Here is a 24260-nt window from a genome sequence, read left to right on the forward strand (position 1 = left end):
GACCTGCGGGTTCGTTGTTTCCCCAGGTCGGGTCAGGCGGGGTTCTCGACCACGAGGACGGCGATGTCGTCGTCGGCGGCGGAGCCGACCATGCGGTCGATCACGGCCTCGGTCAGGTCGGCGGTGGAGACCTGCTCACGCAGGCAGTCGCCGACGACCTGCGTGAGACGGGCGAGGCCGGCGTCCAGGGGCTCGTCGCGTCGCTCGACGAGGCCGTCGGTGTAGAGCAGGACCCGAGCCCCCGGCTCGAGCAGCGTCGTGGTGTCGGTGCGGCCGACCCGGTGCTGCACCCCGAGCAGCAGGCCGTCGGGGACCTCGATCAGCTCCACCTCGCCGCCGGGGTGGATCAGCAGCGGCGGCGGGTGACCGGCGCTGGACCAGCTCATCGCGAGCATCCCGGGAGACACCTCCGGCACTCGGGTCACCCGACCCACCAGCGCGCTGGCCATCACCTCCAGCCGGAGCCCGAGGACCGCCAGGTCGAGGCGACGAAGGACGCTGGCGGGGCTGGTGTCCTCCATCCAGGTGAGGACCCGCAGCATGCTCTTGAGCTGGCCCATGGACGCCGCCGCCCGGGTGTCGTGCCCCAGCACGTCGCCGATCACGATGGTGGTCGCCGTGGGGAGGTCGATGACGTCGTACCAGTCGCCGCCGACCTGGTCCACCGCAGGGCGGTAGCTCGCGACCAGGCCGAGGTGCTCCACCTCGGGCAGGGCGCTGAGCAGGGCGGTCTGGAGGGTCGCGGCGATGGACCGGTCGTGGGCGAGGGCCTCGGCGAGCTGCCGGTTGACCGTCTCCAGCTCCGCGGCCCGGAGCCGGAGGGCGTCCTGGGCCTCGTCGACCTGCAGCTGCAGGCCCTCGGAGATCGTGTCCGCCAGCACCCTGGCGGCGCGCGCGTCGACCAGCTCGGTGACGTCCTCGGTGTAGTGCACGACCAGGTCGGCGCGACCGTCCGCGCCCATGAGCGGCACCTCGACGACGTTCCACAGCCGACGGTCGAACGCGCCGGAGGCGTTGGGGATGTTGTAGGGGTACTCCTGGAGCCGCTGCGTGCGCCCGTGCTCGATCGCGCCCATCATCACGTTCTTCAGCGACTGGGCCTGGCTCGGGCCCGGTGCCTCGGGGTCGTCACCGAAGACGTCGAAGACGTTGCGGCCCGCGATGTCCTCCAGCTCCATGCCGACGGCCTGGAGGTACGCCGGGTTGGCGTGCACCATCGTCAGGTCCCGGTCGAAGACGAGGAGCGCGACCGGGGTCGCGTCGAAGACGTCCGCCAGCCGATCAGGACTGATCGGGGGCATGCTCACCGAGCACCTCGTTCCGGGTCGTCTCGCCGAGGGTGATGGCCGCCCGACCCCCTCGGTGGGCCATCATGCCTCCCCGCAGGTGCGCTGTCCCCGATTGACGGTGCGCCGGAGTGGGAGAGCGCTCTGACAGGCTGGACGCATGATGATCCGGCCCGCCGAGCTCGCGGCGATCAAGCGGGGGGAGATCGACCTGGCCTTCCGCCGGTGGGACAGGCCGCGGGTCAAGGTCGGGACCCGGCTCCGCACGGGGGTCGGGCTGGTCGAGATCACCTCGGTCGAGCGGGTGACGGTCTCGTCGCTGCGTGCCGACGACGCCCGGAGAGCGGGGGCGGCGAGCCTGGCCGCGCTCAAGGAGGCCGTGTCCTACCGCGACGACCGCCCGCTGTGGCGCATCGGCCTGCGTCATGCCGGTCCCGACCCGCGCGAGGCCCTGCGCGACCAGGTGCCGGACGCCACCGAGGTGGCCGAGATCCTCGCGTGGCTGGACCGCCTCGACCAGGCTGCGCCGCACGGTCCCTGGACGAGGGCGACGCTGGAGGCCATCGACCGCTCCCCCGGCGTCCGGGCACCCGAGCTGGCGGCCGCGCTCGGTCGCGAGACCCAGGAGTGGAAGCGGGACGTCCGCAAGCTCAAGGAGAAGGGCCTCACCGAGTCGCTCGCCATCGGCTACCGGCTGGCCCCGCGGGGCGAGGTGGTCCTCGACCACGGCGGCCCACCCCGGGAGCGGGCACCGCGGCCCTCGGGCACACCGCTGCCTCGCAGCATCGGCGCCCCGGCGACCCGCGCGCTGCGCGCCCAGGCGGTGCACTCGCTCGAGCAGCTCGTGGACTGGTCGGAGAGCGAGCTGCGCGCGCTGCACGGCGTGGGGCCGCTGGCCGTCGCCCGGCTGCGTGAGGCCCTCGCGGAGCAGGGCAGAGGGCTGCGCGGCGACTGACCCCGGCTCACAGGTGGCGGACAGGTCGAGCCCACGTCCGCCCCATGGTGCCGGGTCACGCTGAGGTCATCACGACCTGAGGAGACGACCGTGGCGGTCACGCACACCCCCCACCCGGGCAGGATCGTCCACCGGAGGGCGCGGCACCCGCTGGGGAGCCGTGCGCGGCGCGACGCCGCCGTCCGCACGGGCGCGGGGGTCGCCCTGTGGTCGGGCCTGCTGCTGGTCTCCTACTGGTGGGCGACCGGCGGTGGGGTCGGCGACGTCCTCGCCTCCTGGGCCCAGGCTCTGGTGTCGGTCGGGCGGCTATGCGGTCTGGTCGCCAGCGTGCTGCTGCTGGTCCAGGTGGTCCTCATGGCCCGCGTGCCGCTGCTCGAGCGAGCCTTCGGCCAGGACCGGCTGGCACGCGACCACCGCATCATCGGGTTCACCTCGTTCAACCTCATGTGGCTGCACATCGTCGCGATCACGTGGGGGTACGCCGGCGGGTCGACGCCCAACGTGCCCGCGATGCTGTGGCGGCTGGTCGTCGACTACCCCGGCATGCTGCTCGCCGCCGCCGGGACGGTCGCCCTGGTCCTCGTCGTCGTCACCTCGGTGAAGCGGGCGCGTCGCCGGCTGCGCTACGAGTCGTGGCACCTGCTCCACCTCTACGCCTACCTCGGCGCGGGCCTCGCCCTCCCGCACCAGCTGTGGACCGGGCAGCAGCTGGCCACCTCGCCCCTGCGGACCCTGTTCTGGTGGACGGCCTGGGGCGCGGCCGCGGGCAGCGTCCTGCTCTGGCGCGTCGGGCTGCCGCTGTGGCGCAACGCCCGGATGGGCCTGCGCGTCGCCGAGGTCGTGCCCGAGGGCCCCGGGGTCGCCTCGGTCCACCTCACCGGCCGGGACCTGCACCGCTTCGACCACGAGGCCGGACAGTTCTACACCTGGCGGTTCCTGGGCCGGAAGGGCTGGACGCGGGCGAACCCCTACTCGCTGTCCGCCGCCCCCGGCCCGCACCACCTGCGGATCACGGTGCAGGACGTCGGCGACGGCAGCCGTGCCGCGCACGACCTGCGGCCGGGCATGCGGGTGCTCGTCGAGGGTCCCTTCGGCCGGCTCAGCGAGCGCGCGCGGACCCAGCCCAAGGTCGCGCTGATCGCCGCCGGCGTCGGGATGGCCCCGATCCGGGCGCTGGCCGAGGGGCTCGCCTACGGTCCGGGTGAGGCGGTCGTGCTGCAGCGCTACACCGACCACCCGCTCTACGCCGCCGAGCTCGACTGGCTCGCCGACAAGCGGGGGCTGCGTGTGCTCCGGCTCCCGGGCCGCCGGCGCGGACCGCACTCCTGGCTCGGCCACGGCCTGGGGCCGGTCAGCGACCTCGACGCACTGCGCTTCTGGGTCCCCGACATCGCCGAGCGCGACGTGTTCCTGTGCGGGCCCGGGCCCTGGGGCGACCTGGTGGTGCGCGACCTGCGCGCGGCCGGGGTGCCCGAGTCCCAGATCCACTCCGAGACGTTCAGCTGGTGATCCCGTGAGACGCATCGTCCTGTGGTGCATGAGCACCCTGTCCGTCCTGGTCCTGCTGCTCGGCTACCACACCTCCACCTCCTCCACGATGGCCTCGACCCCGACGTCGGCCTACCGCTCGGGCCTGGAGCCAGGGAGCCCGAGCGCCTCGGCCGGCGGCGCCTCCTCGGGCACGTCCACCGGCAAGCGGGCCTCGTCGAGCGCGCACGCGCACCCGGCCAGGACCGTGAACGGTGACACCGTGGCGACCCAGTGGGGGCCCGTGCAGGTCTCGCTCAAGGTCAAGGGGAGGCAGATCACCGAGGTCTCGGTGCCGGTCTACCCGAGCGGCAGCTCCACGGACTCGCAGATCAACGGCTACGCCCTGCCCGTCCTGGTCCGGGAGACCCTGGACCAGCAGAGTGCCCAGATCGACATGGTGAGCGGCGCGACCGTCACCAGCACCGGCTACGTGCAGTCGCTGCAGAGCGCGCTCGACCGGGCCGGGCTGTGAGCGCCACGGCGGTCCACCGCCGGGTCGCGCACGTGATGGGGATGCCCATCTCGCTGGCGCTGCGCGGCCGCCACACCACCGACGCCGCAGCCGACCGCGCGTGGGAGGCCGTGCTCGCGTCGCTGCGCGAGACCGACGCGGTCTTCAGCACCTACCGGCCCGACTCGTGGGTCTCCCGGCTCGGTCGTGACGAGGTGAGCGTCGCCGACTGCCCGCCCGAGGTGGCCGAGGTGCTCGCCCTCGGCGAGGCCGCCCGGGCGCAGTCCGCCGGCGTCTTCGACGTACGACGGCCAGGGGCGGGGGGCGTGACCGTCCTGGACCCCAGCGGGGTCGTCAAGGGGTGGGCCGTGGAGCGGGCGGCCGAGGCACTGCGACGGGTCGAGGACACCGACTGGTGCCTCTCGGCCGGTGGCGACATGGTGTGCCACGTGGCGCGTGCCGATGGGGAGCCGTGGCAGGTCGGGGTGGAGGACCCGCTCGACCCTCGACGGGTGGTGGCCCGGGTGCCGGTGCGACGCGGGGCGGTGGCCACGTCCGGCACCGCCCATCGTGGTGAGCACCTGGTCGACGCGCGCACCGGACGGCCGCCCCGCGGCGTCGCCTCGGTGACGGTGGTCGGGCCCGACCTCACGTGGGCGGACCTGGACGCGACGTCCGCCTACGCCCAGGGCACGGCCGCCCTGGACTGGCTGCGCTCCCGGGAGGGGCGGTGCGGCGTCGTGGTGTGGTCCGACGGGCGCGCCGAGGTCTTCGGTGCCCCTGGTCCCCCGGACGTCCGGGGGCCCAAGGCGCGTCAGAGCGTGGAGTAGGGCGAGGTCTGCACGAGCTTGACGGCACGGTCGAGGTCGAACGGGTCGGCCTGCTCGTAGAGCCACGGCCGGCCGAACCACATGTAGGCGTCGCAGAAGCTCGCCGCCTTGCGGCGTGCGGTCGCCGAGAGCCCCCACAGCGGGTTGGCGACGTCCATCGTCGGGGGGATGCCGAGGGTCACGCAGCCGCTGTCGAGGACGGTCTCGCACACCCGGGCGTTGTCGAAGTTCGTGCCCCTGTAGGTGTAGCCGGCGAAACCCTTGCCGTTGGACGAGGTGTTGACGATGAACCGCTTGCCCCTGATGCCGCGGAGGTAGAGCTCGCGCACCACGGCGCCACCGAAGCGGACCTCGCGCTCGGTCGGGCTGTAGTGCGTGGCGTTGAGGGCGAACCCCCGGACGTACTGGACCCCGGCGGGGATGAGCAGCTGCGCGGCACGCTTGACGTCGTCACGCAGCCAGTCGCCCGCGCCGGCGTCGATGTAGACCGCCGCGTTGGGCAGCGAGCCGAGCTTGCGTGCCGAGTAGGCGATCAGGCTCGAGTAGACCTTGGAGCCGCGGGGGGCGCAGAGCGCGAAGGGACCGTCCGCCTGGAGGACAACGGCCACGTGGGCGTTGCCGATCCCCTGGGCGAACGCGTCGGTCCAGCGCCGGTAGAACGCCCTCTGGCTGGTCGTGGGCAGTGATGTGCACGCGGCGTGCTCCCACGGCTTCATCGCGAAGGTGGTGAGCTGGACCAGGGCGTCGGGGTCGCCCGCCTGGGCGTTGGCGATGTGGCTGCGCACCTTGCTGGCGAGGTCACGCGGCTTGATCCACGCGCCGAACCACTTCGACTTGGGACGCAGCGCGATCTCGGCGAGCAGGTCCCGGGTGTCCCCCGTCGACCTGAGGTAGGGCTGCCACGCCTGCTCCTGGTTGCCCATGTAGACCCCCCACGTGCGGTCCGCCAACGGGTTGGTGGGGTTCCGCGGGTTGGCCGCCCAGCGGCCGTAGACGGTCGTGGACGCCACGTCGGTGACCCGGCCCGACACGGCCGGGCCCGAGGGTGCCGCAGCGGGCACGGTCGAGGGCGCGGCGACGCCGGCCAGGACGACCAGCGGCAGGCACGCGCCCAGCGTGCGGGCGACCAGGCGACCGCGGAGGGGGCGCGGCGCAGCAGACATGGACGACATTTCTTCCTCCCACAAGAAATCCGCGACGAGGCCTCGTGGGGATGAGGTCCCGACCACGACAGGTCCTTGGTCCCGATCATGACAAAGAGGCCGGGGGGTCGGGCGGGACTTTCGCGCCATCTGTGACCCGTGTGGCCAGAGGGGCGAATGAGGTCGCCGCACGCGTCTAGACCGGGCGGGAAGATGTGCGCGTGACGAGGAGGTCCCGGCAGACCGCTGCGGAACGTCTTGAGTCATCCCATAACGGGATCAACCGTGCGCCGACGGAACGTCGCACTGCCCTGGAGGGGAGCTGCGTCACCCCGGAGGTGCTCGAGGGCGAGGATTCGGCCGTCCCGGGCGGGGGCAGACACCAGGCAGGCGGGCGGGAACAGGACCTAGGTCCTGTACGGTTCCCGCAACCGGGATGAGGGACGTGTGGGAGAGAAGCTCATGTCGAAGCGTCGTGGATCGTCCGCTCTGGGCGCGCTGGGCGCGCTGGGCGCGCTGGTCGCCGGGTTCGCCCTGCTGCTGTCGCCGTTCGCCGTGCCGCAGGCGCAGGCGGCGTACTCCTGGGAGGGCGCCAGCGCCTCCGCGCTGCAGGACTACGCCAACCGCCTGGTCACCCAGGTCAACAAGCGCCGCGCCTCCCACGGCCTGCCGGCGCTCAGGATGAACACCTGCGTGGACGGGTTCTCCAGCTCCTGGGCGACCTGGCTGGACACCTACGACAAGTTCCAGCACGCCGACCTGGGCAGGCTGATGAACCGCTGCAGCCTGGTCTACGCCGCCGAGAACCTCGCGGGCTGGTCGGGCAGCGTCGCCCCCAGCAACGTGGTCAAGCTCTGGATGAACAGCGACGGCCACCGGCAGAACATCCTGTCCAGCAGGGCCCGTCGGGTCGGCGTGACGGTCGTCTACGACAGGTCGCGCCGTCAGTACCTCGCGGTGATGGAGTTCGCCCGCCTCTGAGGGCGGTCACCAGCCCGCCGGCAACGGCCTTCCCTCGTGGAAGCCGGAGGCCGACTGGACCCCGACCACCGCACGGTCGGTGAACTCCGGCACGGTCCGCGCACCGGCGTAGGTGAACGAGGACCGCACTCCTGCGCAGACCTGGTCGAGCAGGTCCTCCACGCCGGGACGCCCCGGCGCGAGGTACATCCGGCTGGAGGAGATCCCCTCCTCGTAGAGGCCCTTGCGGGCCCGGTCGAAGGCCGACTCCGTCGTCGTCCGGTTGGCGACCGCCCGGGCCGAGGCCATGCCGAAGCTCTCCTTGTAGCGCCTGCCCTCGGCGTCCTCGTGGAGGTCTCCCGGGCTCTCGTGGGTGCCGGCGAACCACGAGCCCACCATCACCGCGCTCGCCCCGGCAGCGAGGGCCAGCGCGACGTCGCGCGGGTGCCGCACTCCCCCGTCGGCCCAGACGTGGGCGCCGAGCTCCTCGGCCTGGCGGGCGCACTCCAGGACCGAGGAGAACTGAGGCCGCCCGACGCCGGTCATCATGCGGGTCGTGCACATCGCGCCGGGACCGACGCCGACCTTCACGATGTCGGCACCGGCCTGGACGAGGTCGCGGGTGCCCTCTGCGGACACGACGTTGCCGGCCACGACGGGCACCTGCGGGTCGAGCTCGCGCACGGCGGCCAGCGCCTCGAGCATCCGCTCCTGGTGGCCGTGGGCGGTGTCGAGCACCAGGCAGTCGGCACCGAGGGCGAGCATCTCCTTCGCCTTGGCGCGGACGTCACCGTTGACGCCGATCGCCGCGCCGACCTTGAGGCGCCCGGAGGCGTCGAGGGCCGGGGTGTAGATGGTCGCCCGGAGGGCGGAGGTGCGGGTGAGCACGCCCACCAGGCGCCCGTCCGCGTCGACGACCGGCGCCAGCCGCCGGCGCTCCCGCTCGAGCTGCTCGAAGGCGGCCCGGGGCTCGACGTCGTCGCGCAGCGAGGAGACCGTCGCGCTCATCACCGTCTGGACCTGGGTGAACCGGTCGACCCCGATGCAGTCGTCCTCGGACACTACGCCGACGGGCCGGCCGTCGACGACGACGAAGGCGGCGCGGTGCGAGCGCTTGGGGATGAGGGCCAGCGCGTCGGCCACGGTGTGCTCGGGGTCGAGCACGATCGGGGTCTCGAAGACCGGGTGGCGCTGCTTGACCCAGCTGACCACGTCGGCCACCACCGGGCCGGGGATGTCCTGCGGGATGATCGCCATGCCCCCGCGGCGCGCCAGGGTCTCGGCCATCCGGCGGCCCGACACCGCGGTCATGTTGGCCGCGACGATCGGCACGGTCAGACCGGTGCCGTCGGGGGACGACAGGTCCACGTCGTAGCGGGAGGCGACCGACGAGCGCCGCGGCACCATGAACACGTCGTCGTAGGTCAGGTCGTGGGCCGGCAGTCCGGTCTCGTCCAGGAATCGCACCGCCCCAGCCTAGGTCGCCCGCCCGTCGGACCTGTGGAGAGCCGGAGCAGGGCTTCGCCGGGGTCCTGCATCCTGACGCCTCCCGATCCGAGGAGGACGTGTCATGGATGTGGATCTGTCGAAGATCGACCACGAGCTGTGTCTGGTGCTCGAGCGGCTGACCCGCGAGCAGGGCCCCCTGGAGGGCGGCTGGCTCGTGGCCCGGGCGCGCCGGGAGCTGCGCGACGCTCGGGTCGACCATGACGCGATCGTCTCCGCGGTCGATTCCTCCACCTTGCTCGCCTGGCTCCCGACCGGTGAGGTCGCTCACCTGGGCGAGGTCCTGGACGGAGCCATCCTGACCCTGCGGGTGCGGGCGGGGCTGGCGGGGCGCACCGACCTATGGTGCTCGGTCTCCGTCCAGCCCCTGCTCAACCTGGCCGCGTGCGCTCCGATCCCGCTGGCTGACGGCAGTGGGGTGGTCTCCCGGCCTGACACCGGTCACGAGGTGCTGGTGGGCCCGCCGGGGTGGCTTCCCCCGGTCGACCGCTACGAGGTCATCGGACTACGCCTGGGTGGAGGTCGCCTCTCGGTCGAGCGGGTCGACGAGGCGTCCTACCCCGACCTGGAGGAACAGCAGAGGGTCAAGGAGCTGCTGGTCAAGCACTACCGGCTCGAACGCTGGTTCGTCGGCGAGGACGACCTCGCCTCTCGGCCGGCGGAGGTGGTCAGGGCCCTCGCCCACGCGCGGCTCGAGGACCCGCACCTGCTCTGCGCGCCGCACCCACCCCTGGAGGAGCTGCTCCACCTCGCCCTGCGGAAGGACGAGGAGCACCACTACTGGCGCGACTACGCCGCCCAGGTCGAGGGGACGTCGTCCTTCTGGGTCGGGGGCATGCCCGACGCCTTGCACCACGAGCTCTCGGCTCGCGCGCGTCTCTACGGCATGTCCTTCGACCAGTACGTCGTGGCGGTGCTCGGTCAAGCGGCGTGGCGCACGCCGTTCGCCGAGGACATGGGGCCGTGGCAGGACTGGGACCCCTCTCCTCCCGACCAGGAGGCCGCCCCGGTGGTCGCCATCTCCGATCCCGCACGATGAGGGTGCGGCACAATGACGATCGTGACGACCCTGCCATGGAGTAGGCCGCTCACCGCGGCCGATCTCGAGCTGATGCCCGATGACGGGCACCGCTACGAGCTGCTCGACGGGGCCCTGATCGTGACGCCGTCCCCGGTCCCTCGGCACCAGCTCGCCTCGAGCCGGCTCCAAGGGCTCCTCATCGCCGCCTGTCCGGATGACCTCGTCGTGCTGTCCGCGCCGTGCGACGTGGTGCTGGCCGACGACACCGTGCTGCAGCCCGATCTGCTCGTGACAGATCGGGCGTCGGTCGTGGCGAACCGCAAGGTCACGGCACCGGTCCTGGTGGTCGAGATCCTCTCGCCCAGCACGCGGATGCTCGACCTCCACACCAAGCGCGCCCGCTTCGAGCTCAGCGGCATCGCGTCCTACTGGGTCGTCGACCCGACGACCCCGTCACTCACCGCCTGGGAGCTCCGCGACGGCGCCTACGCCCAGGTGGCTCACGCCGAGGCCGACGAGCCTTGGACCGCGACCGCGCCCTACGGGCTCACGGTCACCGCAGCGGAACTGCTCCGCTGACGCTCTCACTGGTGGACCTTGGTCCACGACAGGAGTAGGCCTTCTGTCTGCACCCCGGGTCTGCCGAGTCACTGCCAGGCTGACCGAGTCGCCCGTCTGGGACGACCTGCCTGAGAGTTGCGGGGCTCGGTGGCCCGGGACGTGCAGATCGGCCATAGGGCTTTGCGCCAAGGCTTGCCGGCCTGGAGCGCCTCAGTGAGCGACCGACCGTCACGTCCCGGACCGGAGTGCTGAATCCGTGGGCTAGACGGAAGGAGAGCACTCACATGGAGGCTACGCCCGCACGAATCACCTTTGCCGGGATCGACTGGTCCTGGCAGCACCACGCGGTCTGCGTGATCGACGCGCAGGGTCACCGGCTCGAGGAAGCCACGCTCCCGCACTCGCGTTCCGGCCTGGCCAAGATCACCGCGCTGCTGCGCCGCCACGAGATCACGCAGGTCGGAATCGAACGTGGCGACGGACCGGTCGTCGAGCACCTCCTGCGCGAGGGGTTCGAGGTCGTCGTGATCTCCGCACGCCAGGTCAAGTCCCTGCGGGACCGCTATGGCTCGGCGGGCAACAAGGACGACCGCTTCGACGCCTTCGTCCTGGCCGACGCGCTGCGCACCGACGCCGGACGCTGGGCGATCGTGCGTCCCGATACCCCCGAGACGGTGGCACTTCGGATGCTGGTCCGCGCCCGCCAAGACCTGGTCGGGCACCGGATCGCGGTCCACAACCAGCTGCTCGCGGTGCTGCAGCACAACTTCCCCGGCGCGATCGGCCTGTTCAGCGGCCTCGACATCGCCATCAGCCTGGCGTTCCTGCGCCGCTTCCCCTCCGAGGCCAAAGCCGCCTGGCTCTCGCAGAGCCGGCTGGCGCACTGGCTCAAGGCCAACGCCTACTGCGGACGCCAGACACCCGCCGAGCTCGTGGCACATCTCCATGAGGCCGCGACCGGACGCGTCGATGGAGCAGCCGCTGAGGCGAGCGAGCTCATCGTCCTGACCCTGGTCGAGCTGCTCACCACCCTGCGACGCCAGCAGACCGCGCTCGAGACCCGGATCAAAGAAGCACTGCTCGCCCACCCCGACGGACCGATCTTCCAGTCCCTGCCCCGCTCCGGCACCGTCCGCGCCGCCACCCTGCTCGCCGAGATCGGCGACTGCCGGGCTCGCTTCCCCGACGCGGGCGCTCTGGCCGCCGCCGCCGGCGTCGCACCCTCCACCCGGCAGTCCGGGACTTTCCGCAACGTGGGCTACCGACGCGGCTGCAACAAACACCTCCGCGACGCCCTCGTCGACTGGGCCCAGGACACCCCACGCGCCAACGCATGGGCCCGCGACACCTACGACCGCGCCCGCCAACGCGGCGCACGCCACCCCCACGCAGCACGGATCCTGGCCCAGGGCTGGACGCGGATCCTCTGGCGCTGCTGGACCGACCACCAGCCCTACAACCCCGACCTACACGGCCGCCTCAACGACCTCCAACACCAGGCCGCTTGACATAGGGCTCTCAGGCGCGCTCCTCCGCGATGCTGTTGCCGCCGTCGACGACCAGGCACTGCCCGGTGACGTAGCCCGCGGCGTCGCTGCACAGGAACCCGACCGCCCCCGCCACCTCGGCTGGCGTGCCGCTGCGTCCGGCCGGTGTGCGGAGGCCCTGCCTCGACTCGTCCTCGGTCTGGCTCCCGGTCGCGATCCAGCCCGGGGCGACCGCGTTGACGGTGACGCCGTGGCTCGCGTGGTCGACGGCCAGCGAGCGGGTCAGGCCGACCAGGCCGGCCTTGGCCGCGGCGTACGCCGGGTCCTCGCGAATGGCCATGACCGGCCCGGTCACCGAGGCGACGTTGACCACGCGACCCCACCCGCGTGCGGCCATCGGCGGCACGAACGCACGGCAGACCAGGAAGGCGGAGTCGAGGTTGCGGGACAGCGAGGCGCGCCACCGCTCGTGGGGGAAGGACCCCAGCGCACCGGACTCCGTGCCCGGGCCGTCCATCGCAGGCGCGGCGAGGCTGGTCATGCCGGCGTTGTTGACCAGGACGTCGACGCGGCCAAGGTCGTCCAGCACCTGTCGGGCGAGCGCGGCGACTGTCGTCTCGTCGGTGAGGTCGCCGACCGCGGCCCGCGCCTCGACCCCGAGGGCCCGCAGGTCCGCGGCCCGGTCGTGAGCGCGGTGGGTGGTCGCCCCGACCACGACGGTGGCACCGAGCCGTCCCAGCAGCGACGCCGTGGCGAACCCGATCCCGTCGGCCGCACCGGCACCGGTCACCACCGCGACACGTCCGTCGAGCGAGAGCTCGGGCGGGATGCTCACGCGTGCTTCTTGGGGGGCAGGGGAATGAAGCCGCTCGTCCGGCGCACGTAGTCGACGTACTCCGGTCGGCGGTCGTGGATGTCCTTCTCCAGCAGGGCGGCGCCGGTCCCCTTGGCCAGCAGCCAGGTCATCACCACCGGCGAGAGGACCGTCCACCAGCCGCCGGCGTCCACCGCGACGAGCCAGATGCCCCACCAGGCGGTGGCGTCGCCGAAGTAGTTGGGGTGGCGGGTGTAGCGCCACAGGCCCGTGTCGAGCACCTTGCCCTTCGAGGTCGGGTCGTCGCGGAACTGCTGGAGCTGCCAGTCCCCCACCGCCTCGAAGAAGAGCCCGACGGCGAAGACGACGAGGCCGATCCACGCGAGGACGCCTGGGTCCCCGTCGCCGGTGACCGCGGCCTGGACGGCCCAGGAGACGAACCACATGATCACGGCCTGCGGGAGGTAGACCCGTTGCAGGGCGTAGGCGTTGGCGCTCCTGGGGGCCCTGCTCAGCAGGGCTACGTAGCGCGGGTCCTCACCGTGACCGCGCGAGCGCAGGTAGATGTGTCCGGCGAGCCGGAGGCCCCACAGCGCGACCATCACCACGACCAGCACCCCGCGGGCGTCGGCACCGGTGACCAGCAGCGAGACGACCGCGACCACGACGAAGCCGAGGCCCCAGGTGACGTCGATGACCGCGTGCTTGCCCACGCGTAGGGCGACTGCGAAGGTCACCGCCATCACCACGAGGATCGCGAGCGCGGTCCACCCGAGCGAGACGCCGAATGCTGCGAGGTCGACCGAGCCCATCTCAGAAGTCTCGCACCCAGGGCATCCCGCTGCGGCCGTCCGCGCTCGACTTGACCGCGAGGACCTGGTCGACACCCATGCGGCCCTCCTCGAAGGCCAGCGCGCCCCCGACGAGGTAGAGCCGCCACACGCGCGCCATCTCCTCTCCCACCATCGCGACGACGCGGTCCCAGTTGGACTCGAACGTGGCGTACCACGCGTCGACGGTGCGGACGTAGTGCTCGCGCATCGCGTGCACGTCCCGCACCTCGAGGCCCGCCTCCTCGATCAGCGCGACCGTCTCGCCGACTGGGCGCATGTGCATGTCGGGGGCGATGAACGCCTCGATGAACGGACCGCCGCCGGGCCTGGTCGTGCGCGACATCTGCTGGATCAGCATGCGGCCGCCGGGCGTGAGCAGCCGCTCGATCTGCGCCAGGAAGACGGGGTAGTTGCGCTTGCCGACGTGCTCCCCCATCTCGATCGAGGACACCGTGTCGAACGGCCCGTCCGCTACCTCGCGGTAGTCCTGGAGCCGCACGTCCACCCGGCCCTCGAGCCCCTCGCGGACGATCCGCTCGTCGATGTAGGCCTTCTGCTCCTTCGAGATCGTCACGCCGACGACCTCGACGCCGTACGCCGCGGCGGCGTGCAGCGAGAGCGATCCCCAGCCACAGCCGATGTCGAGGTGTCGGTGACCGGGCCTCGCGTTGTCGAGGCCGAGCTTGCGGCAGACCAGGTCGAGCTTGTCGCGCTGCGCGTCCTCCAACGGGTACGACGGGTCGTCGCTGGTGAAGTAGGCGCACGAGTAGGCCTTGTGCCGGTCGAGGATGAAGTCGTAGAACTCGTTGCTCAGGTCGTAGTGGTGGGCGATCGCGTCGCGGTCCCGGCCGACCGTGTGCAGACGTCCGCGCAGGTTGGCCTGCGTGACCGGTGGGGCGGGCGGCGTCCCGAGGACACCCAGTCCCTTCATCGCCCGGAGCCCCGCCACGACCGTGCCGGCGTCGAGCCGCGAGGTGAGGCCTCGCTCGCGGGTCAGGGCCCACACCCGGCGGAACCCATCGAGCAGGTCGCCCTCGACGTCGATCTCACCGGTGACGTAGGCCTGCGCCAGGCCGAGCTCGCCCGGGTGGTACATCAGCCGGGTCAGCGCCTTGGGCGTGGTGATCCGGACGGTCGGCGCGTCGCCGGGCCCGGCCACCGAGCCGTCCCAGGCCGCGACCCGCACCGGCGGCTCGCCGCCGAACACCCGTCGCAGCAGCCCGAGCAGGGTCTCGGCGACGGGCTGGTCGGGGGTCGGTCCGGTCTGGGGGGACTGCGGCAAGGTGGCGGTCATGCGTGGGACCTTCCTGGTCGGTGTCGCGCAGGTGCGCCGGTCCCACGTTATTCGGTGCTGGTGGGCGCCCGGCTCGGTCGGCCTCGGTGGTCGAGCCATCTCGGTGGTCGAGCCATCTCGGTGGTCGAGCCCAGTCGAGACCCCCGGGCGCGGGTGAGGTGTCTAGCTCGGGTCCCAGAGCCCCGCGAGGACGCTCGCGAACGTCGTGACGTAGACGAAGTACGCGGCGAGCCCGAACAGGGCGACCATCTGCATCTTCATGAGGTCCACGCTGGCGTGCCGTGGTGACGCGACCCCCGCGACGGCGTGTCCTCCGGGTGAACTTCCCGTGCACCGGCGCGGGCAGGGACGATGAGTTCCGCGGTCGCGAGAGGTCGGGCCACCACGAGCAGACGTCGAGACGAGACGAAGTGACGCAGATGGTGAGGGTCCACAACTTCAACGTGTCGAGGGACGGCTATGCCGCCGGTGAGGGACAGAGCCTCGAGCGCCCGTTCGGCCATGCGGACCCCACCGCGATGTTCTCCTGGACCGGCGCGACCGCGAGCTGCCCGACTCGCACCGACCCCGGCGGCAGCCGGGGCCTCGACGACTACCTGGTCCGCGACTTCCACCGCAACGTCGGGGCGGAGATCATGGGCCGCAACAAGTTCAGCCCCTACCGCGGACCGGGGGAGGACCAGGACTGGAACGGCTGGTGGGGTGACGAGCCGCCGTTCCACACGCCGGTCTTCGTGATGTCCCACCACGAGCGGCCGCCGCTCACGCTGTCCGACACGACGTTCGTCTTCGTGGACGGCTCACCCGAGGAGGTCCTGCACCTCGCGCTGACGGCAGCGGACGGCAAGGACGTCCGCCTGGGCGGGGGCGCGTGACGGTGTAGCGGGCGCGCGGCCGGGACGTGGTGAGCGCCTTGTGGACCACCTTGGCGACGGCCTCGGGAGGTCCGCCCAGCTTGGACATCGGGCCGGTGTGCGCCGCCGCGGTGCCCTTGCGCACCGAGCGGTTGAACCGGGCGTAGGGACCCTCGTCGCCCGAGGCGCCGGTCGCGCCTGAGTCGACGCTGGCGACCGCGGTGGTGGCGAACTCGGTCGTGATGAGGCCGGGCTCGACCAGCACGACCTTGACGCCGAAGCCCTGCACCTCGAACCGCAGGGCGTCGCTGAGCGCCTCCACGGCGTACTTCGTGGCGTGGTAGACACCGCCGCCCGGGAACGTGAGCTTGCCGCCCATCGAGCCCATGTTGACGATGCGGCCCTCCCCCGCGGCCCGCATGCCCGGGAGCACCAGCTGGGTCAGCCGCAGCAGGCCGAAGACGTTGGTCTCGAACGGGGCCCGGACGATGTCGAGGGTGAGCTCGACCCGCAGGTCGCCGCGTCGGCTCACCTGCCGTTCGTCCGCAGCGGCGCGGCGCGGGCACGGGGCGGCAGCGGGCTCGGCCTCGCGATCGCCACGGAGGTCGTGACGCAGCACGGCGGGACGCTGACCCTGAGGTCGCGCCCCGCCGGCGGCACCGAGGCGGTGCTGTGGCTCCCGGCTGCTACTTGAGCTGCGCGGAGGACAGGCCCAGCACGCGGCGGGCCACGATCAGCTGCTGGATCTGCTGGGTGCCCTCGAAGATGTCGAGGATCTTGGAGTCGCGCGCCCACTTCTCGAGCAGGTCGTGCTCGCTGTAGCCGAGGGTGCTGGTGAGCTCGACGCAGCGGAGCGTCACGTCGCTGCCCATGCGGCCGGCCTTGGCCTTGGCCATCGAGGCCTCGAGCGAGTTGGCCTGGCGGTTGTCGGCCTTCCAGGCGGCCTCCAGCGTCAGCAGGTAGGCCGACTCCCAGTCGGCCTCGAGCTGCAGCAGCGTCGACGCGGCGGCGTGCTGGTTGAACGCGGGAGCGTCGTAGTCGACCTCGACGCCGCTCTGCGCGAGCAGGTCACGGGTGAAGTCGAGCGCGGCGCGCGCGCAGCCGAGCGCCATCGCGGCGACCAGCGGACGGGTGTTGTCGAAGGTCGCCATCGCGCCGGCGAAGCCCTGCTTGGTGTCGATGTCCGGCGACCCGAGGAGGTTCTCCTTGGGCACGCGGCAGTTCTCGAAGATGAACGCCGCGGTGTCGGAGGCGCGGATGCCGAGCTTGTGCTCGAGGCGCTCCAGGCGCATGCCGGGGGTGCCCTTCTCCACGACGAACGACTTGATCGCCGCGCGGCCGAGGCTCTTGTCGAGCGTCGCCCACACCACGATCGCGTCGGCGCGCTCCCCGGCGGTCACGTAGATCTTCTCGCCGTTGAGGACGTACTCGTCACCGTCGAGGACGGCGGTGGTCTGGATGTTGGCCGAGTCGGAGCCGACGCCGGGCTCGGTGATGGCCATGCCGGCCCAGACGCCCTTGAAGCGCTCGAGCTGCTCCTCGTTGGCGACCGAGGCGATCGCGGAGTTGCCCAGGCCCTGGCGCGGCATCGAGAGGAGCAGGCCGGTGTCGCCCCAGCACATCTCGAGGATGGACAGCACGGAGGCGAGGTTGGCGCCGTTCTTGACGCCCTTGTCCTTCTCGGCCGGCGTCTCGTCACGGCGTACGCCGGAGGCTCCGGCACCCTCGCCGGCGCCGGACTCCGAGAGCCCGTCGATCATCGCGGCGAGCATGTCGAGCTCGACGGGGTACTCGTGCTCGAGGGTGTCGTACTTGCGGCTGTTGGGGCGCAGCAGGTTCATCGCGACCTGGTGGGCCTGACCGATGAGCGGCCGGTGCTTCTTGGGGGTCTCGAGGTTGATCATCAGACCAACACCCCTCCTTCCATGACTCCGATGGCTCTGAGGTCGCGGTACCACCGCTCGACCGGGTGCTCCTTGACGTAGCCGTGGCCGCCGAGCAGCTGCACGCCGTCCAGGCCGATCTGCATGCCCTTGTCGGCGCAGAGCTTGCGGGCAAGCGCGACCTCGCGGGAGAAGTCCTTGCCCTGCGCGGCGCGGGCGGCGGCCTTGTAGGTCGCCAGGCGCATGCCCTCGAGCTCGATCGCGATGTTGGCGACCATGAAGGCGACCGACTGGCGGTGGCTGACGGGCTCGCCGAACGCCTCGCGGCTGTTGACGTAGGGGACGACGTAGTCGAGCACGGCCTGGCCGGTGCCGACCGCGAGGGCGCACCAGCCGAGCCGGGCGAGGCGGACGGCCTCGAGGTAGGTCTCGGCGTCGCCGAGCAGCGCGATCGAGCCGACCTCGACGTCCTCGAGGACCAGCTTGGAGATGCCCGCGGCGCGCACGCCCATCGACGGGTCGTTCTCCACGGTGAGGCCCGGCGTCGAGGACTCGACGAGGAACAGGTGAGGCCTGCCCTCCAGGTCGGCACCGACGACGAACAGCTCGCCGTCGTGGCCGCGCGGGACCCCGGACTTCACGCCGTTGAGCACGAAGCCGTCGCCCTGGCGGCGGGCGGTGGTCTGGAGGTCGCGCGGGTCGAACAGCGGGCGCGGCTCGGCGAGCGCCAGCGCGGCCGCCGGCACATCGTCCTCGGTGAACGCCGGCAGGTAGGTCTTCTGCTGCTCGTCGGTGCCCCACAGCGACAACGCGGTGCTCACCGCGGCGGGCGCGAGCACGGCGACGGCCAGGCCCATGTCGCCCTTGGCCAGCGCCTCGGCCACGAGGGTGCCGGCGACGGCGGAGCGCTCGGTGGCGATGCCACCGAGGTCCTCGGCCACGCCGAGGATCGGGAGGCCGATCTCGTTGGCGGCCTCGAGCACCTCCGCCGGCGCCTCGCAGGTCTCGTTGGCGCCGGACGCGGCGGGGAGCACGACCTCCGCGGCGAACTCGGTCACCACGTCGACGAGCATCTGCTCGTCCTCGCTCGGGGTCAGGTCGAAGACGCCGGTGCGCTGCGCGGACGGCACGCGCTGGCCCTTGCCCTTGCCTCCGGCCCGCTTGAACTGCCGGTTGACCGCACCGATGGTCTGGAAGCCGGACTTGGTCGCGGTGTAGACGACCTGCTCGGCCGGCTTGCGCAGGCCGAGGCGGTCCAGGGCCGGGGTCTGGGCGAGGCGGTTGAGGAAGGCGACGGCGAAGCCGATCGGGTCGGTCTTCTCGCTACGGGCGAGGCCGCGGCGGCGCTGGCTGCCGCTGGCCGGGGCGTCGGTGTTGAGCGTCATGCGTGAAACTGTAACTCGGAGTTACAGTTGCGGACCAGGGCGGTGCTGCGTGGCGCAGGTCACGCTGTTCGGCCGGTCGCGAGGCCCCTCCTTACGATGTCGCCCATGCCCCCCGACTCCCCCGACTCGCCCCTCACCTCCGTCGGCCCCGAGCTCCCCGACGGCGGCACCGTCCGCCCGATCACCCGGTGGGGCGCCGACGTCATGCACCGGCCGCAGCAGCCGGTCACGGCGTACGACGACGAGCTGCGGTCGCTGGTCGCCGACATGACCGCGACCATGTACGCCGCCGAGGGCGTCGGCCTCGCCGCCTGCCAGATCGGGGTGGACCTGGCGGTGTTCGTCTTCGACTGCCCGGACGACGACGGCGTGTTCCACCGCGGCGTGGTGTGCAACCCGGAGGTGACCCTGCCGGAGGGCAAGGACCGCCGGCTCGACGACGGCGACGAGGGCTGCCTGTCCTTCCCGGGGGCGTTCACCGAGTGCGCACGCCCCGACTGGGCGGCCGTCGACGGCACGGGCCTCGACGGCGAGCCGGTCCACTACGAGGGCACCGGCCTCCTCGCCCGTTGCCTGCAGCACGAGACCGACCACACCAGGGGCACCGTCTTCGGCGACCGGCTGAGCAAGCGCTCCATGAAGCGGCTCACCAAGCAGCACGACTCGGTCGCGGAGGACTACCCGGCCGAGTGGCCCGCCACGTAGAACGCGACCGCGCTCGCGGCCGCCACGTTGAGCGAGTCGACGCCGGCGGCCATCGGGATGATCGCCCGCCGGTCGGCGGTCGCCTGCCAGCGGTCGGAGATCCCGTGCCCCTCGGAGCCCAGCACGAGCGCGACGCGGTCGACCCCGGCCAGGGCCTCCTCGATCGGCACGGCGTCGTCGGCGAGGGTCAGGGCCACGGTCGTGAAGCCGCGCGCGCCCAGGTCCGGCAGGGCGTCGTACCACTCGGGCAGGCGGGTCCACGGCAGCGAGAACACCGCGCCCATCGCGACCTTGACCGAGCGGCGGTAGAGCGGGTCCGCGCAGCGCGGTGCCAGCAGCGCGGCGTCGACGCCGAGCGCGGCCGCGCTGCGCAGGATGGCCCCGACGTTGGTGTGGTCGACCACGTCCTCGAGCACCACGACGGTCCGGGCGCCGTCGAGCACCTCGTCCAGCGACGGCAACGGCCGGCGGTGCAGGGAGGCCAGCGCGCCCCGGTGCACGTGGAAGCCGGTGACCTGCTCGGCGAACGCCTCCGACACGACGTAGCAGGGCGCGTCGGTCCTCCCGAGCACGTCGGCCAGCCCGTCCAGCCAGCGCGGCGCCATCAGGAACGAGCGGGCGGCGTAGCCGGCCTCGACCGCCCGGCGCACGACCTTCTCCCCCTCGGCCAGGAAGAGGCCCTCGGCGGCCTCGACGGACTCGCGGAGCTGCACGTCGCGCAGGTCGCGGTAGTCGGAGAGCCGCGGGTCCGCGGGGTCCTCGATCTCGATCAGCTGCGCCACGGGACCAGCCAACCAGAGGGCGGTCGCTAGCCCGCGCCCACGTCGTACGCCGCGGGGTTGGCCACGGCGACCACGTCGCCGACCACGACGATCGCCGGCGGCCGCACCTCGTGCCTCTCGGCGTCGACCTCGACGGTGCCGAGGGTCGACCAGACGGTCCGCTCGGTGGGCATCGTGCCGTCGCAGACGATGGCCACCGGGGTGTCGGAGGGCCGCCCGCCGGCGATGAGGACCGCGGCGATCCGCGGCAGGTTCTGCACCGCCATGAGGAGCACGACCGTGCCCCGCATCCGGGCGACGGCGTCCCACTGGACCAGCGACTCCGGGTGACCGGGCGGCAGGTGGCCCGAGATGACGGTGAACTCGTGCGCGACGCCGCGGTGGGTCACCGGGATGCCGGCGAGGGCCGGCACCGAGATGGCGCTGGTGATGCCCGGGATCACCTGGCACGGGACCCCGGCCTCGGCGCAGGCGAGCAGCTCCTCGTAGCCGCGCCCGAAGACGTAGTTGTCGCCGCCCTTGAACCGCACGACCCGCTTGCCGGCCCGGGCGCGGTCGACGATGACCTGGTTGATCGCCTCCTGCGCAGCGGCCCGGCCGCGCGGGAGCTTGGTGACGTCGATGAGCTCGACGTCGGCCGGGAGCTCGTCGAGCAGCGCGCGCGGGGCGAGCCGGTCGGTGACGACGACGTCGGCCTCCCCGAGCGCGCGGCGCGCGGCCACGGTCACCAGGTCGGGGTCGCCCGGTCCCCCGCCGACGAGGACGACCCCCGCCTCGTGCGGGGCGGTCGAGCCGGGGTCGCGCAGCAGCCCGTCACGCAGGCCCGCGATGATCCGGTCGCGCAGGGCGGCCGACCGTCGCGGCTCGCGGTTGGCGACGACCGCGACCGTGAGGCCCTCGTGCCGTCCCGTCGCCGGGGTCCAGGCGCTCGCCTGGCTGGCGTCGTCGGCGCGCACGCAGAAGACCCGCAGGGCCTCGGCCTCCTCCGACACCGCGGCGTTGGCGGCCGGGTCGTCGGTGGCCGCGATGACGTACCACGCCCCCTCGAGGTCACCGGGCGCGTAGCGGCGCTGCTCCCAGGTGATCTCCCCGCCCGTGGCCATGCCCTCCAGGGCAGGGGTCACCTCCGGCGACACCAGGCGTACGACGGCCCCTGAGCCGAGGAGCCCGGGCACCCGGCGCTGGGCGACGTGACCGCCGCCGACCACGAGCACCTGGCGGCCCTGCAGCTGCAGGGCAACCGGGTAGGGGGCGGGGGTGGGGTCGGCATGCACCCGGTCATTGTGGGCAGGGTGGCGAGTGGACCTTGACCGCCGACCAGAGCGCGGACCAGGGTGCGGAGAAGGCCCGTGCTGTGCTCGACCCCCGAGAGGAAGCCCATGTCGCTCGACCGTCCTGTGAGCCCCGATCCCTACACCCTGCTGCCCGAGGTGCCGTCCTTCGAGGTGACCAGCGACGACGTCACCGACGGTCAGCCGCTCAAGGACGACCAGGTCAACGCCGAGGGCGACACCTCACCTCAGCTGAGCTGGAGCGGCTTCCCGGAGGAGACCAAGAGCTTCGTGGTCACCTGCTTCGACCCCGACGCCCCGACCCCGTCCGGCTTCTGGCACTGGGTGGTGTGCGACATCCCGGCCGACGTGACCTCGCTCGACACCGGGGCGGGCGCCGAGGGTGGCGCGGGACTGCCCGAGGGGGCGTTCATGTGCCGCAACGACGGCGGCACCAAGGCGTTCATGGGCGCGGCCCCGCCGGAGGGCGACCAGGTCCACCGCTACTTCTTCGTGGTGCACGCGGTCAAGGAGGACACGCTCGGCGTCGACAGCGACGCCAGCCCCGCCGTGGTGTCGTTCAACCTGGCGTTCAAGACCGCGGCGCGCGCGATCCTGCACGGCACCTACCAACACTGACCTCTCACTCGTCGAAGGCGGCGTCGAGCGGCACGGTGCGCTCGGCGTCGGCCTCGACCAGGTCGTCGGCGCCCGGACGGCCGCGCGTGACCAGCACCGGGCAGTCGGCGTGCCGCACGATCTGCTCGGTCACCGATCCGAGCAGCAGCCCCTTGAAGCCGCCCCGACCGCGGGTGCCGACCACGAGCAGCGACGCGTCGCGCGAGGCCTCGAGCAGCGCCTGGGCGGCCGGCTGGTGGGGCGTCTCGTAGACGACCTCCACGTCAGGGTGCTCGGCCACGAACGCGGCCACGTCGGTCTCCAGCTCACGGCGTACGGCGGCGGCGAAGTCCGCGAACGGCGGCACGAAGCCCTCGCGCATCGACTCGGGCCGCGGGGCGCTGGTCAACGACCACGACCGCAGGATCCGCACCGGCTGCCCGGTCCTCTCGGCCCACGTCAGCGCGGTCCGCACCGCCCGGTCGGCGAACCTCGACCCGTCGTGACCGACCACCACCGCGTTGGTTGCTCCCATGACCGCAGGATAGGGGCCCCCGGCTCAGCGCAGCGCGGCGTACTCCTCCGAGGCGAGGAACCGGGGCACGAACCACGCGGCCGCCTCGGCCAGGTCCAGCTCGGGCACCCGTGCGGGGTCGACGAACACGATCTGCCGACCCTCGCCCAGCACGATGTCCTCGTCGGTGAGGTCGGCCCTGCCCACCCACAGCTGCCAGCGGTTGCGCACGCCGAGCCGGGCCTTGGTCTCGGGGGTGTGGTCGCCGTCGTACCAGATCCGCAACGTGCCCTCCGGCAGCCGCAGCCCGGTCTCCTCGGCCAGCTCGCGCCGCATCGCGTCGGGGAACGGCTCCCCCGGGTCGACGTGCCCGCCGACGAGGCCCCACTTGTCGGGGGCGACCGGCGCGTGCTCGTCGCGCTCCTGCAGCAGCACCCACCCGCGGGCGTCGACGACGATGATGCCGACGATGTCGCAGCCGCGCTCGGGGCAGGGCAGCAGGTGCTCGGGGTCGTCGTGCCGTCCGACGGGGGTCGCGCTCATCCGGCCAGTCTCCTCCGCGCCGGCTGGCGTCGTACGGAAGGATTGCCCCGTGTCCCCCGCTGCTCGCCCCGCGTGGCAGGTCGACGTGCTCGGCCGGCCCTACTACGCCGAGACCTTCGAGCTCCCGCCCGACGACGAGGGCCCGGTCGTCGCCACGCTGGTCCGTCGCAAGGCCTCGCGCAAGCGGTCCCGCCGCGCGGTGCTGCACCTGCACGGGTTCTGCGACTACTTCTTCCAGACCGCGGCGGCCGACTTCTGGACCAGCCGCGGCTACGACTTCTACGCCCTCGACCTGCGGAAGTACGGCCGCTCCCTGCGGGAGCACCAGACGCCCAACTTCGCGCGCGACCTGGCGGAGTACCACCCCGAGATCGATCTCGCCCACCAGGTCATCACCGAGCGCGACGGCCACGACCACGTCGTGCTGAGCGGGCACTCCACCGGCGGCCTGATCGGGGCGCTGTGGGCCGAGGCGCGCTCCCCCCGGCTCGCGGGACTGTTCCTCAACGCCCCCTGGCTGGACATGCACGGCTCGTTCCTGCTCCGCACGGCCGGCACCCGCGCGATCGACCAGATCGGCGCGCGGCGGCCCTACCAGGAGATCCCGCGCTCGGTCAGCGGGCTCTACGCCCGCAGCCTGCACCGCGACCACGACGGTGCCTGGGACTTCGACCTGGCCTGGAAGCCCCTGGCCAGCTGGCCGGTGCACGCCGGGTGGGTGCGCGCGGTGCGCCGCGGCCACGCCACGGTCCACAAGGGCCTCTCGCTGACCCTGCCGACGCTGGTGATGACCTCGACGCAGTCGGTGTTCCCCAAGGCGTGGGAGCCCGCCGTCGACGCCAGCGACATCGTCCTCGACGTCGCCCAGATCGCCCGCTGGTCGACCAAGGTCTCGCGCCACCTCACGCTCGTGCGCGTCGAGGGCGCGCTGCACGACGTCACGCTGTCCCGCCCGGCGGTGCGGGACGAGGTCTTCGACCAGCTCGGCCGCTGGCTCTCGGCGTACGTCGAGCCGACCGACCCCGCCTGACCCCG

General features: G+C 72.6%; 25 protein-coding genes and 1 pseudogene. 13 read left to right on the forward strand and 13 right to left on the reverse strand.

Going from position 1 to position 24260, the window contains the following annotated elements:
- Positions 1–32 precede the first annotated feature (32 nt).
- Positions 33–1301, reverse strand: coding sequence for a PP2C family protein-serine/threonine phosphatase (locus J2S63_RS20020; protein WP_310306756.1), 1269 nt, complete (start codon positions 1299–1301; stop codon positions 33–35).
- Between the two features lie 145 nt (positions 1302–1446).
- Here J2S63_RS20020 and J2S63_RS20025 point away from each other — a divergent pair, with 145 nt between their 5' ends.
- The 4 genes from J2S63_RS20025 to J2S63_RS20040 all read left to right on the forward strand — a co-directional run bounded on the left by J2S63_RS20025 (position 1447) and on the right by J2S63_RS20040 (position 5052).
- On the forward strand, positions 1447–2241 hold the full coding sequence (locus J2S63_RS20025; protein WP_310306074.1) for a helix-hairpin-helix domain-containing protein: 795 nt from the start codon (positions 1447–1449) through the stop codon (positions 2239–2241).
- A 90-nt stretch (positions 2242–2331) separates the two neighbouring features.
- On the forward strand, positions 2332–3750 hold the full coding sequence (locus J2S63_RS20030) for a ferredoxin reductase family protein (RefSeq protein WP_310306076.1): 1419 nt from the start codon (positions 2332–2334) through the stop codon (positions 3748–3750).
- A gap of 28 nt (positions 3751–3778) precedes the next feature.
- Positions 3779–4243, forward strand: a complete 465-nt coding sequence (locus J2S63_RS20035; protein ID WP_310306078.1) for an FMN-binding protein — start codon at positions 3779–3781, stop codon at positions 4241–4243.
- A gap of 41 nt (positions 4244–4284) precedes the next feature.
- Positions 4285–5052 (forward strand): FAD:protein FMN transferase, encoded by a 768-nt coding sequence (locus tag J2S63_RS20040; RefSeq protein WP_310306080.1) that lies wholly within the window; start codon positions 4285–4287, stop codon positions 5050–5052.
- Here J2S63_RS20040 and J2S63_RS20045 read toward each other — a convergent pair.
- On the reverse strand, positions 5037–6215 hold the full coding sequence (locus J2S63_RS20045) for a glycoside hydrolase family 6 protein (protein ID WP_310306082.1): 1179 nt from the start codon (positions 6213–6215) through the stop codon (positions 5037–5039). The two genes, J2S63_RS20040 and J2S63_RS20045, sit on opposite strands and share 16 nt — an antisense overlap.
- Before the next feature lie 441 nt (positions 6216–6656).
- On the opposite strand from J2S63_RS20045, the gene J2S63_RS20050 reads away from it, so the two are divergent.
- Positions 6657–7175 carry a CAP domain-containing protein gene (locus J2S63_RS20050; RefSeq protein WP_310306084.1) on the forward strand — a complete coding sequence of 173 codons (519 nt, stop codon included), beginning with the start codon at positions 6657–6659 and terminating at the stop codon, positions 7173–7175.
- A 6-nt stretch (positions 7176–7181) separates the two neighbouring features.
- Here the strand turns inward: J2S63_RS20050 and J2S63_RS20055 are convergent, their stop codons facing one another.
- Complete coding sequence (locus J2S63_RS20055) at positions 7182–8621, reverse strand: GuaB1 family IMP dehydrogenase-related protein (protein WP_310306086.1); 1440 nt, start codon at positions 8619–8621, stop codon at positions 7182–7184.
- Between the two features lie 103 nt (positions 8622–8724).
- On the opposite strand from J2S63_RS20055, the gene J2S63_RS20060 reads away from it, so the two are divergent.
- The 3 genes from J2S63_RS20060 (at position 8725) to J2S63_RS20070 (ending at position 11750) form a co-directional block, all read left to right on the forward strand.
- Positions 8725–9699, forward strand: a complete 975-nt coding sequence (locus J2S63_RS20060; protein WP_310306088.1) for a hypothetical protein — start codon at positions 8725–8727, stop codon at positions 9697–9699.
- A 12-nt stretch (positions 9700–9711) separates the two neighbouring features.
- Positions 9712–10260, forward strand: coding sequence for a Uma2 family endonuclease (locus tag J2S63_RS20065; RefSeq protein WP_310306090.1), 549 nt, complete (start codon positions 9712–9714; stop codon positions 10258–10260).
- Positions 10261–10526: 266 nt separating this feature from the next.
- Complete coding sequence (locus J2S63_RS20070; protein WP_310306093.1) at positions 10527–11750, forward strand: IS110 family RNA-guided transposase; 1224 nt, start codon at positions 10527–10529, stop codon at positions 11748–11750.
- A gap of 10 nt (positions 11751–11760) precedes the next feature.
- Here J2S63_RS20070 and J2S63_RS20075 read toward each other — a convergent pair whose 3' ends face one another.
- The 3 genes from J2S63_RS20075 to J2S63_RS20085 are packed head-to-tail and all read right to left on the reverse strand — an operon-like array spanning position 11761 to position 14670.
- A complete protein-coding gene (locus J2S63_RS20075; RefSeq protein ID WP_310306095.1) occupies positions 11761–12564 on the reverse strand; it encodes an SDR family NAD(P)-dependent oxidoreductase in 804 nt (267 codons plus the stop codon).
- The gene (locus tag J2S63_RS20080; RefSeq protein ID WP_310306097.1) at positions 12561–13355 is read right to left on the reverse strand and encodes a DUF1295 domain-containing protein; all 795 of its coding nucleotides are present in this window, start codon (positions 13353–13355) and stop codon (positions 12561–12563) included. Before J2S63_RS20080 ends, J2S63_RS20075 begins: the two co-directional genes overlap by 4 nt.
- 1 nt (position 13356) lies before the next feature.
- Entirely contained in the window at positions 13357–14670 is a 1314-nt protein-coding gene (locus J2S63_RS20085; RefSeq protein WP_310306098.1) for a class I SAM-dependent methyltransferase, read from the reverse strand.
- 410 nt (positions 14671–15080) lie between these two features.
- Here J2S63_RS20085 and J2S63_RS20090 point away from each other — a divergent pair, with 410 nt between their 5' ends.
- On the forward strand, positions 15081–15545 hold the full coding sequence (locus J2S63_RS20090; RefSeq protein WP_310306100.1) for a dihydrofolate reductase family protein: 465 nt from the start codon (positions 15081–15083) through the stop codon (positions 15543–15545).
- Here J2S63_RS20090 and J2S63_RS20095 read toward each other — a convergent pair.
- Complete coding sequence (locus tag J2S63_RS20095; protein WP_310306102.1) at positions 15433–16143, reverse strand: SDR family NAD(P)-dependent oxidoreductase; 711 nt, start codon at positions 16141–16143, stop codon at positions 15433–15435. The genes J2S63_RS20090 and J2S63_RS20095 overlap by 113 nt on opposite strands.
- On the opposite strand from J2S63_RS20095, the pseudogene J2S63_RS20100 reads away from it, so the two are divergent.
- Positions 16099–16218, forward strand: a pseudogene (locus tag J2S63_RS20100) (ATP-binding protein); the annotation flags it as partial. The gene J2S63_RS20095 and the pseudogene J2S63_RS20100 sit on opposite strands and share 45 nt — an antisense overlap.
- Here J2S63_RS20100 and J2S63_RS20105 read toward each other — a convergent pair.
- Positions 16211–17428, reverse strand: a complete 1218-nt coding sequence (locus J2S63_RS20105; RefSeq protein WP_310306104.1) for an acyl-CoA dehydrogenase family protein — start codon at positions 17426–17428, stop codon at positions 16211–16213. The pseudogene J2S63_RS20100 and the gene J2S63_RS20105 sit on opposite strands and share 8 nt — an antisense overlap.
- Positions 17428–18792 carry an acyl-CoA dehydrogenase family protein gene (locus J2S63_RS20110; RefSeq protein ID WP_310306106.1) on the reverse strand — a complete coding sequence of 455 codons (1365 nt, stop codon included), beginning with the start codon at positions 18790–18792 and terminating at the stop codon, positions 17428–17430. Before J2S63_RS20110 ends, J2S63_RS20105 begins: the two co-directional genes overlap by 1 nt.
- A 105-nt stretch (positions 18793–18897) precedes the next feature.
- On the opposite strand from J2S63_RS20110, the gene def reads away from it, so the two are divergent.
- Positions 18898–19497 carry a peptide deformylase gene (gene def / locus J2S63_RS20115; RefSeq protein ID WP_310306108.1) on the forward strand — a complete coding sequence of 200 codons (600 nt, stop codon included), beginning with the start codon at positions 18898–18900 and terminating at the stop codon, positions 19495–19497.
- Here the strand turns inward: def and J2S63_RS20120 are convergent.
- Both J2S63_RS20120 and cobA read right to left on the reverse strand, forming a co-directional pair.
- On the reverse strand, positions 19470–20279 hold the full coding sequence (locus J2S63_RS20120) for a TrmH family RNA methyltransferase (protein WP_310306110.1): 810 nt from the start codon (positions 20277–20279) through the stop codon (positions 19470–19472). The genes def and J2S63_RS20120 overlap by 28 nt on opposite strands.
- Positions 20280–20305: 26 nt before the next feature.
- The gene (gene cobA, locus J2S63_RS20125; RefSeq protein ID WP_310306112.1) at positions 20306–21553 is read right to left on the reverse strand and encodes a uroporphyrinogen-III C-methyltransferase; all 1248 of its coding nucleotides are present in this window, start codon (positions 21551–21553) and stop codon (positions 20306–20308) included.
- A gap of 105 nt (positions 21554–21658) precedes the next feature.
- Between cobA and J2S63_RS20130 the strand changes: the two genes are divergently transcribed.
- Positions 21659–22189, forward strand: a complete 531-nt coding sequence (locus J2S63_RS20130; protein ID WP_310306114.1) for a YbhB/YbcL family Raf kinase inhibitor-like protein — start codon at positions 21659–21661, stop codon at positions 22187–22189.
- A 4-nt stretch (positions 22190–22193) separates the two neighbouring features.
- On the opposite strand, the gene J2S63_RS20135 is transcribed toward J2S63_RS20130, so the two are convergent.
- Positions 22194–22703 carry a universal stress protein gene (locus J2S63_RS20135; RefSeq protein ID WP_310306116.1) on the reverse strand — a complete coding sequence of 170 codons (510 nt, stop codon included), beginning with the start codon at positions 22701–22703 and terminating at the stop codon, positions 22194–22196.
- Positions 22704–22727: 24 nt separating this feature from the next.
- Positions 22728–23225, reverse strand: a complete 498-nt coding sequence (locus tag J2S63_RS20140; protein WP_310306117.1) for an NUDIX domain-containing protein — start codon at positions 23223–23225, stop codon at positions 22728–22730.
- A gap of 49 nt (positions 23226–23274) precedes the next feature.
- Here J2S63_RS20140 and J2S63_RS20145 point away from each other — a divergent pair, with 49 nt between their 5' ends.
- Positions 23275–24255, forward strand: coding sequence for an alpha/beta hydrolase (locus J2S63_RS20145; RefSeq protein ID WP_310306119.1), 981 nt, complete (start codon positions 23275–23277; stop codon positions 24253–24255).
- Positions 24256–24260 lie beyond the last annotated feature (5 nt).

Origin of the sequence: Nocardioides marmoribigeumensis, assembly GCF_031458325.1 — a bacterium.
GTDB classification, from domain to species: domain Bacteria; phylum Actinomycetota; class Actinomycetes; order Propionibacteriales; family Nocardioidaceae; genus Marmoricola_A; species Marmoricola_A marmoribigeumensis.

Bases quoted from the DNA above. Each gene is read 5' to 3' on its own strand.
- J2S63_RS20080 (WP_310306097.1), bottom strand. From the start codon at position 13,355: ATGGGCTCGGTCGACCTCGCAGCATTCGGCGTCTCGCTCGGGTGGACC.
- J2S63_RS20060 (WP_310306088.1), top strand. From the start codon at position 8,725: ATGGATGTGGATCTGTCGAAGATCGACCACGAGCTGTGTCTGGTGCTC.
- J2S63_RS20130 (WP_310306114.1), top strand. From the start codon at position 21,659: ATGTCGCTCGACCGTCCTGTGAGCCCCGATCCCTACACCCTGCTGCCC.
- J2S63_RS20070 (WP_310306093.1), top strand. From the start codon at position 10,527: ATGGAGGCTACGCCCGCACGAATCACCTTTGCCGGGATCGACTGGTCC.
- J2S63_RS20140 (WP_310306117.1), bottom strand. From the start codon at position 23,225: ATGAGCGCGACCCCCGTCGGACGGCACGACGACCCCGAGCACCTGCTG.
- J2S63_RS20105 (WP_310306104.1), bottom strand. From the start codon at position 17,428: ATGATCAACCTCGAGACCCCCAAGAAGCACCGGCCGCTCATCGGTCAG.
- J2S63_RS20035 (WP_310306078.1), top strand. From the start codon at position 3,779: ATGAGCACCCTGTCCGTCCTGGTCCTGCTGCTCGGCTACCACACCTCC.
- def (WP_310306108.1), top strand. From the start codon at position 18,898: ATGCCCCCCGACTCCCCCGACTCGCCCCTCACCTCCGTCGGCCCCGAG.
- J2S63_RS20065 (WP_310306090.1), top strand. From the start codon at position 9,712: ATGACGATCGTGACGACCCTGCCATGGAGTAGGCCGCTCACCGCGGCC.
- J2S63_RS20135 (WP_310306116.1), bottom strand. From the start codon at position 22,703: ATGGGAGCAACCAACGCGGTGGTGGTCGGTCACGACGGGTCGAGGTTC.
- J2S63_RS20020 (WP_310306756.1), bottom strand. From the start codon at position 1,301: ATGCCCCCGATCAGTCCTGATCGGCTGGCGGACGTCTTCGACGCGACC.
- J2S63_RS20110 (WP_310306106.1), bottom strand. From the start codon at position 18,792: ATGACGCTCAACACCGACGCCCCGGCCAGCGGCAGCCAGCGCCGCCGC.
- J2S63_RS20025 (WP_310306074.1), top strand. From the start codon at position 1,447: ATGATGATCCGGCCCGCCGAGCTCGCGGCGATCAAGCGGGGGGAGATC.
- J2S63_RS20045 (WP_310306082.1), bottom strand. From the start codon at position 6,215: ATGTCTGCTGCGCCGCGCCCCCTCCGCGGTCGCCTGGTCGCCCGCACG.
- J2S63_RS20050 (WP_310306084.1), top strand. From the start codon at position 6,657: ATGTCGAAGCGTCGTGGATCGTCCGCTCTGGGCGCGCTGGGCGCGCTG.
- J2S63_RS20085 (WP_310306098.1), bottom strand. From the start codon at position 14,670: ATGACCGCCACCTTGCCGCAGTCCCCCCAGACCGGACCGACCCCCGAC.
- J2S63_RS20040 (WP_310306080.1), top strand. From the start codon at position 4,285: ATGCCCATCTCGCTGGCGCTGCGCGGCCGCCACACCACCGACGCCGCA.